This window comes from Jeotgalicoccus sp. FSL K6-3177 (assembly GCF_038050175.1).
Classification (GTDB): Bacteria; Bacillota; Bacilli; order Staphylococcales; family Salinicoccaceae; genus Jeotgalicoccus; species Jeotgalicoccus nanhaiensis.
Genome location: NZ_JBBOSK010000001.1, coordinates 1,270,828 through 1,286,792, shown reverse-complemented (window position 1 = coordinate 1,286,792; position 15,965 = coordinate 1,270,828). Strand labels below are relative to the sequence as shown.

Here is a 15,965-nt window from a genome sequence, read left to right as displayed (position 1 = left end):
CTCTAACTATTTACTATTTTTTATTTGACTCTCCAGTAATTGTTTCAAACCTTCTGATTCCGAAGTTTTTTCACGCTTCATCAGTGCAGTGAATGCTTCATCTTCGCTGATGCCGTTAAATAAGTAACCGTACAGAACTTTCGTAATCGGCATCTCAACATCGTGCTGTTCAGAAAGCTCATAAGCGGCTCTGGTCGTATTGACGCCTTCGACCACCATGCCCATTTGTTCTGTCGCTTCTTTAAGAGTTAATCCGCCTGCAAGCATCTGGCCGCAGCGGTAGTTTCTCGAGTGCTGGCTGGTCGCTGTAACAATCAGATCTCCCATTCCTGCCAGGCCGAGGAAGGTCAGCGGATTTGCCCCGAGTTTCGTACCGAGACGGGCGATTTCATGGAGTCCGCGTGTAATAACCGCAGCTTTAGGATTATCGCCGAAACCGTAACCTGCCAGTGCACCGACAGCGAGAGCAACTATATTTTTCAGCGCTCCTCCGATTTCCACTCCGACCATATCGTTATTAACGTATACTCTGAAATAATCCGTCATAAAGACATCCTGAATAATTTCAGCACCCTCTTCTGAAAGAGATGCTGTGCTGACAGTTGTCGGCTGCTTCAGAGCAACTTCTTCTGCATGGCTCGGTCCGCTGAGCACACAAATATCAGAGACACGTGCTTCATCGAATACTTCTTCGAGGACTTCCGAAACGCGTTTGTAGGTATTTAATTCAAGTCCTTTTGCTACATGTACTACAAGAACCTGTTTATTTAATTCTTCGAGGTATCCGTTTAAGTCGGACGCGACTGAACGCATCGCATTCACGGGTACCGCAAGCACTAAAAGTTCAGCATGTGCTGCAGCTTCTTTTAGTGATGCTGTTGCTGTAATAGTTTCAGACAGCTTGATATCTTTTAAATATCGGCTGTTGGTGTGTCTTTCATTTATTTCCTGGACAGTATCTTGATTTCTCCCGTACATCATTACTCGATTATTATTGTCATTTAAGACCATCGAGAGGCTTGTACCAAAACTACCTGTTCCAATGACTGAGATGTTCATATTGATACCCTACTTTCTAATTTCGTTTACGGCTGATAATGTGAATCGGCGTGCCGGTGAAATCAAAGGCTTTTCGCAGCTGATTTTCTATATACCGCCTGTAGCTGAAATGCATCAGCTCCACGTCGTTCACGAACAGGACGAAGGTCGGCGGGCCGACGCTCACCTGCGTACCGTAATAGATGCTCAAACGGCGGCCTGTTGAGTCTGTCGGCGTTGGATTCATGCTGACACTGTCTACAAGTACTTCGTTCAGTGTACTCGACTTTACGCGCATATGACTTGATGCGTACGCCTGTTGAATAAGCGGGAACAAAGTTTTAAGACGGACTTTAGTCATAGCAGAGACGAAAGTAATCGGTGCGTAGTCCAGATACTGGAAGTTCGATCTGATTTCCAGTTCAAATTTGCGCATTGTCTTTTCATCTTTTTCGACTGCATCCCATTTGTTGACGACAATTATAATCGCTCGGCCCGCTTCGTGTGCAAGACCTGCAATTCTTTTATCCTGTTCGCGGATGCCTTCCTCACCGTTCAGCACGACGAGAACAACATCGGAACGTTCAATCGCCCGGGTTGCACGGAGCACTGAATATTTTTCGGTTGCTTCATATACTTTACCGCGCTTTCTCATACCCGCTGTGTCGATTAAAGTGTACGGTTCATCTTCAAAAGTATACGCTGTATCGACCGCATCGCGCGTCGTGCCTGCTATATCGGAAACGATAACGCGCTCCTCGCCGAGAATAGCGTTGACCAGGCTGGATTTACCAACATTCGGACGGCCGATTAAAGATACTTTAATCGACGGATCTTCTTCGACTTCTGTTTCCAGATTTTTAAAGTGCTGGACGACTTCGTCGAGCGCATCTCCGAGTCCGAGACCGTGTGATCCGGATACCGGCCAGGGTTCTCCGAGCCCAAGCTGGTAAAACTCGTATATTTCACTGCGCATTTCATAGTTATCAATTTTGTTTACAGCAAGAACGACGGGTTTTTTTGACTTCTGTAAAATTCTCGCAACGAATAAATCATCGCTCGTCACACCGTCTCTGCCGTTCACAATCATTAAAATAACATCTGCTTCAAGAATCGCGATTTCCGCCTGCATTTTAATCTGCTGCTGAAACGGCTCATCTTTAATTTCAATACCGCCGGTATCAATTAAATTAAAAGTATAATTTAACCAGTCACCTTCGGCGTACAATCTGTCTCTTGTAACGCCCGGAGAATCTTCGACAATTGCCTTTCTTTCCCCGATAATTCTGTTAAAAAGTGTGGACTTGCCGACATTCGGCCGACCTACTACTGCTACTGTTGGTTTATACATTGTTACCCTCCCTGTATGCACATATATTTTAACACAAATAAAATAAAGAGCGATAGTATCATCGCTCTTTATTCATTAATGAGTTCTAATATTATAAGTCTAAGTTTTTAAAACGATCGCCGAACACGTCACCTAAAGTAGGTGCATCGTCTTCAGTATCATCAGTGTAAACGCGTGTGTTTTCTTCGCGCTTAGGCTGTTTTGATTTTGGCGGAGCAGATTCCAGAGCCTTGATTGACAGTGAAATCTTTTCGTTATCTTTGTCTAAGCCGATGATTTTCACTTCAATTTCCTGGTCTTCTTTCAGTACATCGCCAGGTACATTTACATGTTCATGTGCAATTTCTGAAATGTGAACCAGTCCTTCAACGCCAGGTTCTACTTCAACGAAAGCACCGAAGTCAACGAGACGTTTAACAGTTCCCGTGAGCACATCGCCTGTGCTGTGAGCATCGATAAACTTATTGAATGGTGATTCGCCGGCCTGTTTCACAGAAAGGCTGATGCGTTCCTCTTCAGGATTAACATCAAGAACTTTCACCTTAACTTTTTGTCCGATTTCAACTGCGTCTTCGACGCTGTTAACACGGCTGTAGCTCAGTTCTGAAATGTGTGCAAGACCGTCTGCACTGCCGATATTAATGAATGCACCAAAAGAAGTCGTGCGTACAACTTCACCTTCGATAATGCTGCCGATCTCCAGGTTTTGAAGTTCTTCCTGGCGCTGTTTTGATTTCTCACCTTCAACGATGCGTTTGCGGTTAAGAATTACTCTGTTTTTCTCCTGATCGATATCTTCGACTTTAACTTCCAGAGTCTGACCGTTGAACTGTTCAAGGTCTTCAATATATTCATCAGAAAGAAGTGATGCGGGGATAAATCCTCTCACGCCGACGTCTAGTACAAGACCGGCCTTAACTGCTTCTACAACAGTACCTTCTAGCGTTGCATCAGCATCCTGTTTCTGTTTTAAATCTTCGTATGCTTTTTGTTCATCGAGCTTGCGGATTGAAATGATGATGTTTTTAGCATCATCTTCCACTTTGATAACTACTGCAGTGATTGAATCATCAAGTGCAATAATGTCATTCGGGTGCTCGATGCGTTTGTTTGTAAGCTGACTGATTGGAATTATGCCTTCGTAGTCAGAATCATCCACTTGAACTTTTACAAACTTGTCTTCGATGTTAAAGATTGTACCTGTTACCGTGTCTCCAACTGCAAACGGACTGTTGTCAGCCGTTTCAGTTTCATTCTGTAAATCTTCGCTGTTGTCAGGTGCATCGTTTACTTCTGTTTCTTCAATGTTTGATTCTTCGTTCTTAATGTCTTCTGTCGCCATGTGCTTGCCTCCAATTACTATACAGTGTATATAAATAACTTCTTACAATTCGTGTCTTTTGTCAAGTGATTATTCAGAAAATAGTAAATTGTTAAGATTTTCCTCTAATTTAAGCGTTAAATCTTTGCGTGTATTGCCTGCCTCTAAAAACTCTTTCGTATCAATCGGTTTACCAAATACTATTGTAACACCTTTTTTTCGATTATACTCGCCTTTAATAATTACAGGGACAATCGGTGCTTCTGATTTGCTGGCGATAAAGCTCGCCCCCTGCTGAAGAGGCTGTAATTTTTTAACATCTTCTTTATTGCGGCTGCCTTCCGGAAATATTAACAGACAGCGGTCTTCTTTTAACGCATTAATAGAAGTTTTCAGAGCAGCTCTGTCACTCTTCCCGCGGGATACGGGAATCGCGTTCAGGCTCGGGAATATTTTACCGATGACCGGCAGTTCGAATAATTCCGATTTTGCAAAGAATGACAGCTGGCGTTCCAGAGCGAGACCGATCAGCGGCGGATCGAAATCCGAAATATGATTTGAGACTAGCATAACCGGCCCCGATGACGGTACTCTGTCTTCGCCAATTACCGTTATTTTAAATCTTAATTTGTAATAGCATTTAACTAAAAACTTCGCACTTTCATATATCATTTACTGTACCTCCAGTTTATCTTCCGCCAGCTGAATTATCTTTGCTTCAGCTTCTTCAATCGACAGCTGACTCGTATCGAGAAGGACTGCGTCATGAGCCTGAACGAGCGGTGAAATTTCTCTCGTGCTGTCAATTTCATCGCGGCGGATGATTTCCGCAGTCAGTGTGGCTAAATCTATGTTGTTGCCTCGTGCAGTCTCTTCGAGCAGCCTGCGCTCTGCTCTGACTTCTGGAGAAGCCATCATAAAAACTTTCAAGTCCGCATCTGGCAGCACAGTCGTGCCGATATCCCTGCCGTCCATTACAACACTGCTCGTTCTGCTTATTTCACGCTGCATGTCAACGAGATATGTTCTGACCTCGCCGGCTGCTGCAACACGGCTGACGTTATTTGTAACTTCCGGCGAGCGGATTTCTTTTGAGACATCTTTATCATTTAAGTATACTTCGTCGTTGATGCCGAATGTAATGTGAATGTGCGAAGCGATATCTTTAATAATATCATCGCCGTGTTCAAGCACATACAAAGTAACTGCGCGGTACATTGCACCGGTATCGATATATAAAAATCCTAATTTTTTTGCGACGCGTTTTGCAATAGTACTCTTGCCGGCAGCAGCCGGCCCGTCAATTGCGATGCTGATGTGTGACATTTAATGGCCTACTTTCATTTACGGTATTATAAGTTCCTGTCCAACGGTCAGATTATCCGGAGTAACGCCGTTTGCTTCCATGATGCGCTGTACATTTTCTGCGCTGCCCTCGCCGTAGTACTGAATAGCAATACGGTATAAGTTATCTTCGGATGTGACGACGTGAGAAGCATTGGCGTTTTCTGTTTCATCTGAGTCGGAGTCTGTATCTGTTTCTGTATTTTCTTCCGTTTCGTTTTCTGTACTGTTATCTGCGGTTTCTGCGTCCGAATCAGTTTCTGAGTTTTCTTCCGACTCTTCCTCAGCTGACTGATTCTCTTCCTCGGAACCGTCTTCCTTGCCGCGGATTGCGCTGAGTGCAGCTTCTTCAAGTTCTTGAAGTTCTTCCTGAGAGTAATTTGTTTCAATATTTTTTGCAGTTAAATCTTCATTGCGGTTTTCAGCCAGCCGTCTTTCGTGTTCTGCTTTCTGGGCTTCAAGTTCCTCGTTAAAAGCCTGTTCTTCTTCTGTCTCTTCATCGTCTGCGGTTTCTTCTGAAGTGTTTTCATCGGCCACCTGCATTTCATCGTTCAATGACGGCCAGAAATTCGAAAATATTAAAAATGCCAATAAGACTGTAATAGGAATTAAAACGAGTATGGCAAGTACCCAGGGAAGCATGCGTTTCTGTCCGCCATCTTTCTTTTGTTCGGGTTTTTTATCAGCTGCTTTTGCAGCACCGATGCCGCCGAGTTTTTCTTTGGAAATTTTAATTTCATTGTTAATGCGCTGTTTATATGAGGATAACTTTCCTGCAAACAGCGCCTTGCCTTTTTCGGCATTTTCCCGGCTGAAGTACCCTTTCAGCTTATCTGTAAAATTATTATCTTTCGGCTGCTGTTTTTTCGGAGCTTTTTTCTCCGGCTGTTTACTATCAGTAGCATCTTTAGTTTTATGACGCGCACTGCGGCTTAAAGTTTTGTGTTCTCGTTCTTCAGACTTTTTGTTACCTGCACTTGTTTTACCAGACTTCTCATCCTGTGCACGCTTATGGTTAATATCTTTGTAAAAATCATCTTTCATAGCGCATTCTCCTAGTAACTGCATTCTTGGTTTAATTATATATTGTTTGTATGGACATTTAAAGAGTAATCATACTTACGGTGGATTGTTAACAAATTCGATTTTTGTTCATTGATAAATTTTTGATTTTCTCTTAGTATTAGTTATGAACTAATCGTAAACGTTAAGAGGTGAAATATATGTGCGCAAAAAAGTACACAATTGTTGATCAAGATACTTGTATCGCATGCGGTGCATGTGGTGCTGCAGCACCAGATATATATGATTACGATGACGACGGCATTGCTTACGTCATTTTAGATGATAATAAAGGCGTTACGGCTGTGCCTGAGGACCTGCTTGAAGACATGGAAGACGCATTCGATGGCTGCCCGACAGACTCGATTAAAGTTGAGGATGCACCATTCGACGGCGATCCATTAAAATATGAATAAATTGATTTAAATATCAAGAACGGGATCATGGATTCCGTTCTTTTTTTGTCTGGAAAGAATTTACGGATTGAGCGCCTCCGAATAGCATCGCGCGGCCGCCGTTGTAAACCGGACGTCCTCGGATAACAACATCACTTCGCCGTTGTGAACCGAACGTCCTCGAATGACAACACCGTTAGGCCGTTGTAAACCGGACTGCTTCGAACAACAACACCATTCTCCCGTTGTAAACCAAAGCCAACACCTTAACCAGCTAAATACTCCTCCAAATAAAAAGTCACCCGGATATCCGGATGACTTTCATTTACTGTCTGTTCATCAGAACAGGAACCGCCTTTTTATAAATTACATAACAGATCAGACTTAAAATAATACCTTTAACAATGTTAAACGGAATAATTCCCGCTGTAATTACCGTACGGAGGTTATTGAAAATATCTGTCTGGTCGACGATCAGACCGTATGCCGGCAGCAGTACGAAGTAGTTGAGTACCGCAAGGGCCAGCGTCAGCACGACAGTCCCCGCTATAAAGCCTGCAATCAGGCTTTTCGCTGTTTTTCGCTTGTAATAGAAAAAGTATACAGGCAGCAAAAATGAAAATGCAGCGAGCAGATTTGCTATCGGTCCGATTGGCTCACTTGCCATTAAAATGCTGTACAGCACTATTTTCATAATGATGATTAATGATCCGCCGATGCCTCCGAACAATATAAAACCGATAAAGGCCGGTATGTCGGATAAATCGAGCATTAAGAATGGCGGCAGAAAAGGCAGCGGAAATTGAATCAGCATCAGAATGAAGGCGAGTGCACTTAATATACTGATGTAAATAATTTTCCGAAGTCGCTGTCTGTCCAAATGGCTCATTCCCTTCTATTTTCTTGGCAGTTTAATAGTGAATACTGTACCTTCGCCGAAGATACTGTCTGCAGTAATCGTTCCGCCGTGTTTTTTAATAATATTGCTGACGATGTAAAGACCGAGACCGGTGCCGTGTTTTCCTCTTGTCCGTGCTTCATCGGCTTTATAGAATCGTTCAAATATATGTTTCAGATTCTCACGCTTAATACCTGTACCGGTGTCACGGACTTCGATGCTTACATAGTCTTCATTATCTTCTGCAACATTTATTGTAATCATATCTCCTCGTGATGTATAGCGTATTGCATTATCGATTAAGTTAGTAAAGACCTGATTCAGTTTATCGTAGTCAAACGGGAACTGCACCATCTCACTCCCGGCCTCTATAACCAGCTCAATATTGTTATCTTTCAGCTTATAATCAAAGCGCTGATGAAGTTCATCGAGCAGCATAGTAAAGTTCTGCTCTTTAATATCGTACAGCACATCATCAGAATCCATGCGGGCAATAATCAGCAGTTCACTGACCAGCTTGTTCATACGGTCGGATTCGTCTTTTATAATCGAGACCATTTCCTTAACTTCTTCGGGTTCGGTTACTATATCATCGAGCAGAGCTTCTGAATATCCGCTCAGCATCACCATCGGTGTTTTCAACTCATGAGAGACGCTCGAAATAAAGTCCGTCCGCATTTTTTCTGTATTATATTCATCCGTAATATCCCGGATGAGTACCGTGACGCCATTCTCTTCTTCAAGCGATTTAACTGGAGACATGGCAAGCTGCAGATGCAGATCTTCAATATCGAGCCGCTCGAGATGGTTTTCATCCGACCTCGAAACTTCTTTGATCAGCGACTTAAAGGATTCGAATTCTTCTTGATTCTGCTGGAACAGCTGATAATAACTCTGTCCCCTGTCATTAGAGTAGACAGGTTCTGCTGACGTATTAAAATATATAATTCCGTTCGACAGTGACGAAAAGACAGTTTCTCTTAAATTCTTTTCATGAGTCAGTTCTGTAATTGTATTTTTAATATTGTTATTCATCTTATTAAATGCCAGTGTCAGCTCGCCGATTTCATCTCTCGAGGTCACTTTAAGCTGGTTGTATTTCCCTCCTGCTGTTGAGAAGGATGAATTTTTTAAGGCTATCAGCGGTTTAGTAATTCTTGAGATTAAGAAAAACGCAAAGAAAGTTGTCATTAAGAAAAGAACCGCCGCGCTGATTATCAGAATAATTAAGACTGTTAAAAATGACTGGTTGAGACTGTCAAGATCACTGTATTTTATAATTGCTGTATCCGACTCGAAGAACTCGCTCAAATCAGACACCTTAACCATAAATTCCCGTTCGTTTATATCGTTGACGATAAAAGTGCTGGAAGTCAGATCAGAAGTAATAATTTCGCTGTATATTTCTTCAGCCATTTCGCTGTCGCCGGCAATGAAATGTCCATCGGAATAAATAATCAGGTTTTCTTCAGCTGAGAGGTACGAGTCGTTTAAATCAAGTGTATGCGTCGACAGCACTACATTTTCAATCCGGCTCAGTTCGTCTTCCAGGTGTTCTTCTGTACTGCTGAGCGCATAATTTCGGAAATAAAAACTCAAAATGATCGATAATATAATTAAAACTGTAGTTACTATCATTAAGATAGTAAACCACAGTTTAGTTACAACGCTGGAGAAAAAACTCATTTGTCATTAACCTCGAACTTATAGCCGATACCCCAGACTGTGTGAATCATCTGGCTTGCTTCCGGAGAAACTTTGTTCAGTTTCTCGCGGAGACGCTTAACGTGCGTATCGACTGTTCTTAAATCGCCGTAGAAGTCATAGTTCCACACTTCTTTCAGCAGTTCTTCCCGGTTAAATACTTTATCCGGACTCTTCGCTAAAAATAATAACAGCTCGTATTCTTTCGGTGTTAAATTAACCTTTTTGTCATCGGCGAGGACGCGGTGAGCGTCGTTGTCGATAACAAGATGTTCGTACACGATCATATCTTTTGCTGATGAATCGTTCTCGATAAAGGCCGTTTCAGAAGAACGGCGCAAGATTGCTTTTACTCTCAGCACGACTTCGCGGGGCGAGAACGGCTTCACGATATAATCGTCAGCACCGACTTCAAGTCCCTCGACACGGTCAGCTTCTTCACCTTTTGCTGTCAGCATAATAACGGGTGTTGATTTTTCCTTGCGCAGTTCTTTTGCGACTTCAATCCCGTTCATTTCCGGCATCATCAAATCGAGAAGAATACAGTGGAAATCATTGTTTAATGCAAGCTCCAGTGCTTCTCTGCCGTCTCCTGCTTCAGTAATTTCATACCCTTCTCTTGTCAGGTACAAGTTAAGCAATTTACGAATACGTTCTTCATCATCGACTAATAATATTTTTTCTGCCATAATTACCCTCTTTTCATATTATGCGTAGGAATGCAGGCCGGCTACAATTAAGTTAATCGCAATCAGGTTAAACAGAATAAGAATGAACCCGCCTACGGCTAACCATGCAGACTTTTCGCCTTCATAACCGCGGTTTAAGCGGAGGTGAAGGAAGATTGTATAGAACATAAATGTAATGAAGGCCCACGTTTCTTTCGGGTCCCAGCCCCAGAATCTGCTCCACGCAATCTGAGCCCAGATTGCAGCGAAGAAGATACCTCCGAGTGCAAACAGCGGGAATCCGATAATAACAGATCGGTAGCCTATTTCATCCATCAGCGCAAGGTCGGCTTTTTTAGTTAAAGGTTTAACCAGTGAAAACAGACGTTTTCTAATAATCAGACGTACAATTCCATACGTAATCAAACCGATAATAATCGACCATACTACTGTATTTAAAGTATGTGCTTTAATAACCGGAGGCAGGTCAATTCCAAGGTGGAAGTGGTCGACAGGCTCATATTCATTGTTGCCTACGTGCTCTACCGGTATTGCATCATTGTAATTAATCAGGCTTGGAAGATGGTATTCAGCAATAACCTGCTGGCCCTGCTGGTCGGTATAGTAGAACTCATCATTGTAGCCGATAATGTTCTGCATAAATACCGTTGTCACCATATACATTACAACAGTCAGAATCGCTATCATGACTGCTTCCAGCCAGCGTGCGCGCCATGAATTTTCATCTGCAGGAATAGCTTTTATTAAATAGATCAGTCCTGCAACTGCACTCATGGACAGTATACCATAAGACAAGGTAACAGTAATAACGTGAATAGCCAGCCAGTTACTCTGTAATGCCGGTATCAGAGGTTGAACGTCTGTTGAGAACAGACTGCCGTATCCGAGAAGGAGCAGTGAAACCGGAATGGCGAACAGACCGAACACCTTCGTTTTGAAATAATGATAGGTAATTAAAAATCCGCCGATCAGCATAATAGAGAACATCGCTATAAATTCATACATGTTTGAGACCGGCGCGTGGCCCGTTGCGAGCCAGCGCATTATAAAGTAAGCCAGTTCAAGTATAAACGCGATTACAATCATCCAGATTGCAAGTTTTTCATATTTTTTCGATTCTGATTTTGATTTAATACTTATGCCGAGCGGTAAAAGTGCAATCAGCAGTATAAGAAACGCAATAAATATAAATGTGTTACTGAGTGATAAAAAGGTTGATTCCATAATTTAAACACTATCCTTTCATCTTGTCATTTTCCTCTTTTTCCTGTTTATCGAATACTTCGGGAAGGTCGTAGGATGCAAGTGCTGCATTCATTTCTTTCTTCAGTCCGAAGTAGTTTTTGTTAGTGTGAGCGGCTATCTTCATCGTGTCGCCTTCTGCATTAATCCAAATTCTGCGGTGATTAATGTATGACCCGATAAATAATCCGATGAGGAAAATCACAAATCCGGTTGCAATAATCGGCATTGATAAATCTTTTTTCAATGTCAGTACACTCGCCATATGCTCTTCGGCTTCGACGAATTTAATACTGTATTCGTTATCCTGTGTAATATCCGTTGAATTCATAATCTGCAGCAGACTGAGTTCCGAAGTATCTCCTGCTGCGACTTCAAAGACGAAGGCCGGATTTGTAGGAACCGGTGTTTCGGATATCAATGTTCCATTTTCATCGATTTCTAAAAAGTCGGGAGAATAAGCTTTCATGTTAATCGTAATATCTTCAGTTATTTCATAGCTGTCTGCCGGATCATCGAGACCGACTGTGAAGTTCTCGCCGAGTACATTGCCTTCTGAATCTTCAAGCCTGAATGTCATCGATTTCATTTGCGAGTTGTCGTAACTTGACTGATACAGCTCGTAATCGTCAAAGTAATACGGGTGGTTCACGCGGATACTGTAATTTTCTATTTCTTCAAGATCCGGTGATGAACCGACGATATCTGCTGTTTTGTTCTCAAACATCGTAATATCTGTCTGGAAGTTGCTGATTGTCATCTCCATATTGTTCTGCAGTGACTGATCAAAAACCGTGCCGGCATCTTCATCGTATGTATCCAGCGTGAAACCGTCGTTACGCATGTAATACTGTCCGTCGGTAGTCGGTATGCTTACTGTCTCGCCTTCCTGTGCGTAAATGATTTCATCAATGTATACACCGGGGAAGAATCTCAGCATACTTCCTGCAAGCAGAATAATCAGCCCTGTATGGTTAATGTAAGGGCCCCATCTTGACAGCCGGCCTTTTTCAAGGAGATAGTGGTCACCGTCAGTTTTTAATTTATATTTTTTGTTTTCAAATGTCTCGGCAAGTGCTTGAGCATTTTCATTTGATTCATATTCTTTAAATAAACGCTGGCGCTTGAAAAATGAAGCGTGTTTTTTGGCACGCTGATTTTTTAATGACTTGTACAGCGGGACTCCTCTGTCGACACTCGCTGCAATCAGACTGAGGGCAAGGAGCCCCATCAGCAGCACGAACCACCATGATGAATAAAGCTGCGTAAAGCCGAGTTTGTAGTATAAGGTACCGAATGTACCGTACTGTTCTGTATAGTGCTGCAGCGGGTCTGCACCGATTGGAATAAAGTATTCCTGAGGCAAGATTGTTCCGATAGCAGCGGCTATTGCGATTATCGCAATGATTCCTACGCCGACTTTAATGGAGGTGAAAAAGTTCCATATCTTATCGAAAATACTTTGTGAACGTACCTTTGAACGCACTGCACTACCGTCATAGCGCATCAGGTCTTTAATTTTTTTCTTGTCGTAATCTTCATTGATCATCTTACCGCAGGACTGGCACAGCTGGGTGCCCGGAGGGTTTACATGACCGCAATGATTACATTTAATTTCCTTGAGTTCCATATTAGGTCATCCTATTCCAGAGATTCATCTATAAATGCGTAGATATCCTCTTTAGTCAGTTGATATTCCTGTTTTTTAACGACGACACCTTCTTTATTAACAGCGACAGTCGTCGGCAGTGGTCCGATATTATAAGCTTTCGTTACACTGCGGTTTGGATCCAATGCTATCGGATAATCGAGATCTTCAGATAATCCCGAAAGAAACTGCTCAATCTGCTGCTTGTTTTCAGAAACGTTCACAGCAATAATTTCATAATCCTCATGACCTTCGTTATACACCTGGTTCATTTCCGGCATTTCTTCGCGGCATGGTTTGCACCATGTTCCCCAGAAGTTCAAAATAACGCCGTTTTCGGCAGTTAATTCAGACAGCTGAATTTCTTCACCGTCCAGTGTCTCCAGTTTAAAATCCACTGCCTCGTCTCCGACATTGACAGTTTGAGAGCCGTCCCTCAAATTTAAATAAAGTGTAATGCCGAGCAAAGCGGCGATTGTAATAATTGTACCTGTACGAATAATTTTTCTAGTTCCTTTTTTCAACGTCAGGCCCCTTTCCACATTAATATAAACCGCAATAAAATGCGTACGCAGCACCAATTATAACACTACACATTTTGTTGCGGTTTGACAGTATTATGACATTTAAACGCTTACTTCTTACTGTTCGCAATCAACTTTTTGACTTCATGAGGCTTCAGGAAACGGTAGTCGCCCTCTTTTAAGCCGTCGAGTGTCAGGAAGTCGAAACGGATGCGTGTCAGCTTTGTGACATTTAAACCGAAATGTTCAAACATTCTTCTCACCTGACGGTTGCGTCCTTCATGAATTGTAATTTCCAAAATCATATCTTTGCCGCCCTTGTCGCGGATAACTTTTAAATCGCAAGGTGCAGTTTTGCCGTCGTCGAGTCTGATGCCCCGGCGCATTTCATCCTGCTGATGGCGGAGTAAGATTCCGTCTGTTTTAACTCTGTATGTTTTCTTCATTTCGAATTTCGGGTGTGTCATAAGCTGGGTAAACTCACCGTCGTTCGTAACGAGCAAAAGCCCTGAAGTATCGTAGTCGAGCCGGCCTACTGGATAAAGACGCGCGTCGATATCGTGAAAAGCGTCTATCACTGTATCGCGCTTTTTATCGTCTTCTGCAGCAGAGATTTCACCTGCCGGCTTGTAGTATAAAATATGGACCGGCTCTTCTTTGGTCAGCTGCACGCCGTCGACAGTAACCTGATCTTTGTCAGTCACTTGAAGTCCGAGTTCAGTAACTTTCTTGCCGTTAACGAAAACGCGGCCCTCTTCTATTAGTGTGTCCGCTTTTCGCCGTGAAGTAATGCCTGCATCTGCAATTTTTTTATTTAACCGTGTAGTTTTCATTAATTTTGCTCCTTTAAGCTATTGAAGAACAAGTCGATTTCTTCCTGTTCTGCTATCATATCATCTGCCGGCAGGTCATCTAAAGATTCCAGACCGAATATTTCCAAAAAGCTTTGAGTGGTTTCGAAATGCTGAGCGCGTTCGTCACTAATATTTTTCTTTTTCACCAGCCCTTTATTGACCAGTGTTGCAATTGGACCGTCCGACTGAATGCCGCGAACGCTTTCTATGCCGTTCCTTGAAATCGGCTGATTGTAGGCAATTATTGCAAGCACTTCAAGCGCCGCCTGGGATAACTTCTTCGCCGGCCGGTCAGCGAGTACTCTTTTAATATATTTCTCCATATTATCCGTCGTTTTTAAAAAGTACATGTCGCCGTGACGGGTAATTGTTAAATGTTCTTTATCGTATTTTTTCACTTCGGCCTCAAGCTGCATTTTAGTAATCGGCACGTGCATCATCAGTGCTTCTTCACTTAAACCGAGGTCGCCGGCAATATATAATAAACCTTCAATGATGTTTATTTTTTCCAAATCTAAGCCAACCTTTCGAGCTCAAAATCATCTTCATCGATGCGTTTAATCTGATAGAGATTTTGACTGATATAATCTAGTATAGTAATAAATACTTGCACTACTTTGCTGCGGGGTTCATCGAAAGTAAGAAGCTCGGTCATTTTTAAAGATTTTCTGTCTTTAAATTTCGCGGCGATAAAAGCCACTGCCTGTTCCTTCGTATAAACTTCGCGCTGCACGACGACATAGGACTCTTCGTTAAGAGAGACGCGCGACTTTACTTTGCTGTAGGCCTCAAGCAAGTCGTGAAGACTCAGCTCGAGAGTGCCGGAATCTTCGTCCTCATCTTCGAAAGCATGCGGTGCTTTGGTGAACTGGAGACTGTTCTCCGCTTTCAGCTTATTCAATTCTTCAGCATATAATTTATAATTTTGATATTCTATTAGCTGGGACATCAGCTGCTCGCGCGGATCTTCATAATCATCATCAGGCATGGGGGGTTCCGGCAGCAGCATGTGGCTTTTAATTTTCACAAGCTCGCTCGCCATAACGAGATAATCGCTTGCAACGTTGAGCTCAAGTTCTTTCATCTGATTAATATATTCCATATACTGCTCAGTGAGCATTTTCATCGGAATATCGTAAATATCGATTTCAAGTTCTTTAATCAAATGAAGCAGCAGATCGAGCGGTCCTTCAAAAACATCTAATTTCACTTTATAAGCAGTCATTACAAAACCTCAATTTCAGGAGTGATACGTATCGATAAAAAAATACTGTTACAATTCTTTAACGAATTAATTATAAAGCAAGATTACTTCGAATGCCATGAAATCATGGAAGATGCATGGAAAGACAAGGGTGACTTTACGAAAGAAGACCCGGAAGTGTTCTTCGTGCTGATTGTGACCGGTGAATACCATTACCGGAGAGATAATATTATCGGCGCAGCGACATCTTATAAACGCGCGCTGAAACTTTACGGGAAACACGAGTATGATATGACAGCATTCGGTTTTACTGAGGAGTTGATCAGCCTACTTCAGGAACGCTACCAGCATCTGGCAGATACACCCTTTAAACCGTTGAATTTTCCGGTTCTAAACTGGGTATACGAGTCTCTTTATGAGATGCATCAGGATGAGTATGAATCGTACAGCGCATTTACTCTGGATATTTTAGAACGCTTTGAAAAAGATGAAGAAATAGTCCATAGACACCGGCTGCGCGACCGCGAAGATGTAATTGAAGCGCGGCTCGAGGCGCTGAACCGGAAACTGGAACAGCGGAAGGAATGAGTATGGTGCCTGTTTTGATGTGAAGACGCATAATTGTCTCAATGTGAGATGTTCAATGAGACAAATGTATATAATCATCCCATTGCGTCTTGTTCTTTGGAAC

17 protein-coding genes are annotated in these 15,965 nt (G+C 42.5%); 2 read left to right on the top strand and 15 right to left on the bottom strand.

Annotation, left to right across the window (positions count from 1 at the left end):
* Nucleotides 1-6: 6 nt before the first annotated feature.
* From MHH58_RS06405 to MHH58_RS06380, 6 genes are all read right to left on the bottom strand, one after another.
* Entirely contained in the window at nucleotides 7-1,059 is a 1,053-nt protein-coding gene (locus tag MHH58_RS06405) for an NAD(P)H-dependent glycerol-3-phosphate dehydrogenase (protein ID WP_135096823.1), read from the bottom strand.
* Nucleotides 1,060-1,075: 16 nt separating this feature from the next.
* Nucleotides 1,076-2,389, bottom strand: coding sequence for a ribosome biogenesis GTPase Der (der, locus tag MHH58_RS06400; RefSeq protein ID WP_115884315.1), 1,314 nt, complete (start codon nucleotides 2,387-2,389; stop codon nucleotides 1,076-1,078).
* A 91-nt stretch (nucleotides 2,390-2,480) separates the two neighbouring features.
* A complete protein-coding gene (gene rpsA, locus MHH58_RS06395) occupies nucleotides 2,481-3,731 on the bottom strand; it encodes a 30S ribosomal protein S1 (protein WP_341345373.1) in 1,251 nt (416 codons plus the stop codon).
* A gap of 69 nt (nucleotides 3,732-3,800) precedes the next feature.
* Nucleotides 3,801-4,382, bottom strand: a complete 582-nt coding sequence (locus MHH58_RS06390; RefSeq protein ID WP_135096819.1) for a lysophospholipid acyltransferase family protein — start codon at nucleotides 4,380-4,382, stop codon at nucleotides 3,801-3,803.
* Nucleotides 4,383-5,036, bottom strand: coding sequence for a (d)CMP kinase (gene cmk / locus MHH58_RS06385; RefSeq protein WP_135096817.1), 654 nt, complete (start codon nucleotides 5,034-5,036; stop codon nucleotides 4,383-4,385).
* An 18-nt stretch (nucleotides 5,037-5,054) separates the two neighbouring features.
* On the bottom strand, nucleotides 5,055-6,098 hold the full coding sequence (locus MHH58_RS06380) for a LysM peptidoglycan-binding domain-containing protein (RefSeq protein ID WP_341345372.1): 1,044 nt from the start codon (nucleotides 6,096-6,098) through the stop codon (nucleotides 5,055-5,057).
* Nucleotides 6,099-6,277: 179 nt separating this feature from the next.
* Here MHH58_RS06380 and MHH58_RS06375 point away from each other — a divergent pair, with 179 nt between their 5' ends.
* Nucleotides 6,278-6,532 (top strand): ferredoxin, encoded by a 255-nt coding sequence (locus MHH58_RS06375; RefSeq protein ID WP_115884320.1) that lies wholly within the window; start codon nucleotides 6,278-6,280, stop codon nucleotides 6,530-6,532.
* Nucleotides 6,533-6,836: 304 nt separating this feature from the next.
* Here the strand turns inward: MHH58_RS06375 and MHH58_RS06370 are convergent, their stop codons facing one another.
* The 9 genes from MHH58_RS06370 to MHH58_RS06330 form a co-directional block, all read right to left on the bottom strand.
* On the bottom strand, nucleotides 6,837-7,391 hold the full coding sequence (locus MHH58_RS06370; protein WP_115884321.1) for an ECF transporter S component: 555 nt from the start codon (nucleotides 7,389-7,391) through the stop codon (nucleotides 6,837-6,839).
* A gap of 15 nt (nucleotides 7,392-7,406) precedes the next feature.
* Complete coding sequence (locus tag MHH58_RS06365) at nucleotides 7,407-9,047, bottom strand: sensor histidine kinase (RefSeq protein WP_228063403.1); 1,641 nt, start codon at nucleotides 9,045-9,047, stop codon at nucleotides 7,407-7,409.
* 44 nt (nucleotides 9,048-9,091) lie between these two features.
* Nucleotides 9,092-9,802 carry a response regulator transcription factor gene (locus tag MHH58_RS06360; RefSeq protein WP_135096811.1) on the bottom strand — a complete coding sequence of 237 codons (711 nt, stop codon included), beginning with the start codon at nucleotides 9,800-9,802 and terminating at the stop codon, nucleotides 9,092-9,094.
* A gap of 18 nt (nucleotides 9,803-9,820) precedes the next feature.
* Nucleotides 9,821-11,026: a c-type cytochrome biogenesis protein CcsB gene (ccsB, locus tag MHH58_RS06355; RefSeq protein ID WP_135096809.1), complete on the bottom strand. Its 1,206-nt coding sequence runs from the start codon at nucleotides 11,024-11,026 to the stop codon at nucleotides 9,821-9,823.
* Between the two features lie 10 nt (nucleotides 11,027-11,036).
* The gene (locus tag MHH58_RS06350) at nucleotides 11,037-12,674 is read right to left on the bottom strand and encodes a cytochrome c biogenesis protein ResB (protein WP_135096807.1); all 1,638 of its coding nucleotides are present in this window, start codon (nucleotides 12,672-12,674) and stop codon (nucleotides 11,037-11,039) included.
* A gap of 11 nt (nucleotides 12,675-12,685) precedes the next feature.
* On the bottom strand, nucleotides 12,686-13,216 hold the full coding sequence (locus tag MHH58_RS06345; protein WP_135096805.1) for a redoxin domain-containing protein: 531 nt from the start codon (nucleotides 13,214-13,216) through the stop codon (nucleotides 12,686-12,688).
* Nucleotides 13,217-13,326: 110 nt separating this feature from the next.
* Nucleotides 13,327-14,049: a pseudouridine synthase gene (locus MHH58_RS06340; RefSeq protein WP_135096803.1), complete on the bottom strand. Its 723-nt coding sequence runs from the start codon at nucleotides 14,047-14,049 to the stop codon at nucleotides 13,327-13,329.
* Complete coding sequence (gene scpB / locus MHH58_RS06335; protein ID WP_135096801.1) at nucleotides 14,049-14,582, bottom strand: SMC-Scp complex subunit ScpB; 534 nt, start codon at nucleotides 14,580-14,582, stop codon at nucleotides 14,049-14,051. Before scpB ends, MHH58_RS06340 begins: the two co-directional genes overlap by 1 nt.
* 2 nt (nucleotides 14,583-14,584) lie before the next feature.
* Nucleotides 14,585-15,295: a segregation and condensation protein A gene (locus tag MHH58_RS06330; protein WP_341345371.1), complete on the bottom strand. Its 711-nt coding sequence runs from the start codon at nucleotides 15,293-15,295 to the stop codon at nucleotides 14,585-14,587.
* Between the two features lie 21 nt (nucleotides 15,296-15,316).
* Between MHH58_RS06330 and MHH58_RS06325 the strand changes: the two genes are divergently transcribed.
* Complete coding sequence (locus MHH58_RS06325; protein WP_341345370.1) at nucleotides 15,317-15,862, top strand: DUF309 domain-containing protein; 546 nt, start codon at nucleotides 15,317-15,319, stop codon at nucleotides 15,860-15,862.
* The last annotated feature ends 103 nt before the right edge of the window (nucleotides 15,863-15,965 follow it).

Bases quoted from the DNA above. Each gene is read 5' to 3' on its own strand.
- MHH58_RS06375 (WP_115884320.1), top strand. From the start codon at position 6,278: ATGTGCGCAAAAAAGTACACAATTGTTGATCAAGATACTTGTATCGCA.
- MHH58_RS06365 (WP_228063403.1), bottom strand. From the start codon at position 9,047: ATGATAGTAACTACAGTTTTAATTATATTATCGATCATTTTGAGTTTT.
- MHH58_RS06380 (WP_341345372.1), bottom strand. From the start codon at position 6,098: ATGAAAGATGATTTTTACAAAGATATTAACCATAAGCGTGCACAGGAT.
- MHH58_RS06340 (WP_135096803.1), bottom strand. From the start codon at position 14,049: ATGAAAACTACACGGTTAAATAAAAAAATTGCAGATGCAGGCATTACT.
- ccsB (WP_135096809.1), bottom strand. From the start codon at position 11,026: ATGGAATCAACCTTTTTATCACTCAGTAACACATTTATATTTATTGCG.
- MHH58_RS06405 (WP_135096823.1), bottom strand. From the start codon at position 1,059: ATGAACATCTCAGTCATTGGAACAGGTAGTTTTGGTACAAGCCTCTCG.
- MHH58_RS06390 (WP_135096819.1), bottom strand. From the start codon at position 4,382: ATGATATATGAAAGTGCGAAGTTTTTAGTTAAATGCTATTACAAATTA.
- MHH58_RS06350 (WP_135096807.1), bottom strand. From the start codon at position 12,674: ATGGAACTCAAGGAAATTAAATGTAATCATTGCGGTCATGTAAACCCT.
- cmk (WP_135096817.1), bottom strand. From the start codon at position 5,036: ATGTCACACATCAGCATCGCAATTGACGGGCCGGCTGCTGCCGGCAAG.
- MHH58_RS06330 (WP_341345371.1), bottom strand. From the start codon at position 15,295: ATGACTGCTTATAAAGTGAAATTAGATGTTTTTGAAGGACCGCTCGAT.
- rpsA (WP_341345373.1), bottom strand. From the start codon at position 3,731: ATGGCGACAGAAGACATTAAGAACGAAGAATCAAACATTGAAGAAACA.
- der (WP_115884315.1), bottom strand. From the start codon at position 2,389: ATGTATAAACCAACAGTAGCAGTAGTAGGTCGGCCGAATGTCGGCAAG.
- MHH58_RS06360 (WP_135096811.1), bottom strand. From the start codon at position 9,802: ATGGCAGAAAAAATATTATTAGTCGATGATGAAGAACGTATTCGTAAA.